This is a genomic window from Methanolacinia paynteri, assembly GCF_000784355.1.
Taxonomy (GTDB): domain Archaea; phylum Halobacteriota; class Methanomicrobia; order Methanomicrobiales; family Methanomicrobiaceae; genus Methanolacinia; species Methanolacinia paynteri.
Window position 1 is genome coordinate 62,912 of record NZ_KN360941.1, and the last position, 2,107, is coordinate 65,018.

The 2,107-nt window shown below is 53.0% G+C and carries 2 protein-coding genes; both read left to right on the forward strand.

Going from position 1 to position 2,107, the window contains the following annotated elements; all coding sequences use genetic code 11:
- Nucleotides 1-477: coenzyme-B sulfoethylthiotransferase subunit gamma (gene mcrG / locus METPAY_RS15560; protein ID WP_048152866.1), on the forward strand; the 477-nt coding region annotated here is incomplete at its 5' end.
- Between the two features lie 5 nt (nt 478-482).
- Nucleotides 483-2,107: coenzyme-B sulfoethylthiotransferase subunit alpha (gene mcrA, locus METPAY_RS12190; RefSeq protein ID WP_048152823.1), on the forward strand; the 1,625-nt coding region annotated here is incomplete at its 3' end.

Genomic DNA, 2,107 nt, shown 5'->3' on the forward strand with positions numbered 1-2,107 from the left:
AACGCGCCTTCACAGCCGTACCAGCGTACATACACAGAATGCTACCGCTTCCGTGGTATCGATCCCGGTACACTCTCCGGACGTCAGATTGTAGAATGCCGTGAGCGTGACCTTGAGCAGTATGCAAAGTGGCTCATCGAGACAGAGATGTTCGAGCCCGCACTCGTCAGCTGCCGTGGTGCAACTGTACACGGACACTCGCTCCGTCTCGCAGAAGATGGAATGATGTTCGATATGCTCCAGCGCTGTATCCTCGAAGACGGTGTTGTAAAATACCAGAAGGATCAGATCGGAGAGCCCCTGGACCGTGCAGTAGAAGTCGGAAAGCCGATGGACGATGCATGGGTAAAGGACCACTCGACAATCTTCCACTCACTCGTAGGAACTGCATACCGTGATGATGCAGAATACGTCGAATACATCCAGCGCATTCACTCGCTGAGGACTAAATACGGCTTCATGCCGAAAGAGGAGTGATATAAATGGGAAAAATTGAGAGATCACAGAAACTCTTCCTCAACGCACTTAAGGAGAAGTTCCAGGGAGAAGACCCCGAGTCAGTAAAGACAACATTCTACAACTTCGACGGTGTCCGCCAGTCTCCGCGTAAGCGCGAGTTCATGGAAGAGGCAAAGAAGGTAGAGATGAAGCGTGGAATCTCCATGTACGACCCCGAGCACTGCCACCTTGGCGGACTGCCCATGGGTCAGAGACAGCTCATGACCTACCAGGTTTCACAGACCGACGTCTTCGTAGAGGGTGACGACCTGCACTTCGTCAACAACGCTGCAATGCAGCAGATGTGGGATGACATCCGCAGGACCGTTATCGTAGGAATGGATCTTGCACACGCAACACTCCAGAAGCGTCTCGGAAAGGAAGTTACACCTGAGACAATCAATGAATACCTCCACATCCTCAACCATGCAATGCCTGGTGGAGCTGTGGTTCAGGAACACATGGTCGAGACCCACCCGGGAATCGTCGATGACTGTTACGTAAAGGTATTCACAGGCGATGACGAGATGGCCGATGATATCGAGCCCCAGTTCCTCCTCAACGTCGACAAGCTCTTCAACGCAGAGCAGGCAGAAGTTCTCAAGAAGCAGGTCGGAAAGTCGATGTACCAGGCAATCCACATCCCGACAATCGTTTCAAGGACCTGTGACGGTGGAACAACCTCAAGATGGTCAGCAATGCAGATCGGTATGTCCTTCATCGCAGCATACAGGATGTGTGCCGGTGAGGCAGCAGTAGCCGACCTTTCATTCGCAGCAAAGCACGCCGGTGTTATCCAGATGGCAACCCACCTGCCCGCACGCCGTGCCCGTGGACCTAACGAACCCGGTGGAATCAAGTTCGGTCTCTTCTCTGATATCATTCAGGGTAACCGCAAGTACCCCAACGACCCCGCAAGGGCATCCCTTGAGGTAGTCGGTGCAGGAACAATGCTCTTCGACCAGATCTGGCTCGGATCATACATGTCCGGTGGTGTCGGATTCACACAGTACGCAACAGCAGCATACACCGATAACATCCTTGATGAGTTCACATACTACGGTATGGACTACCTTAAGGACAAATACGGCGTAGACTGCACACACCCTGACCCCGCAAAGCTCATAAAGCCGACACAGGAGGTCGTCAACGATCTTGCAACAGAGGTCAACCTCAACGCAATGGAGCAGTATGAACAGTACCCGACAATGATGGAAGACCACTTCGGTGGTTCACAGCGTGCCGGTGTAATGGCAGCAGCTTGTGGTCTTACATGTTCGATCGGTACCGGAAACTCCAACGCCGGTCTGAACGGATGGTACCTTTCGATGCTCATGCACAAGGAAGGATGGTCACGTCTCGGATTCTTCGGCTACGATCTTCAGGACCAGTGTGGTTCAGCAAACTCACTCTCAATGGAGCCCGACCGCGGTCTGATTGGAGAACTTCGTGGACCTAACTACCCGAACTACGCGATGAACGTCGGTCACCAGGGAGAATACGCAGCTATCGTCGGTGGTGCACACTACGGACGCGGAGATGCATTCTGTTTCAACCCGCTCGTAAAGATCTGTTTCGCAGACCCCTCACTGACATTCGACTTCGCAGA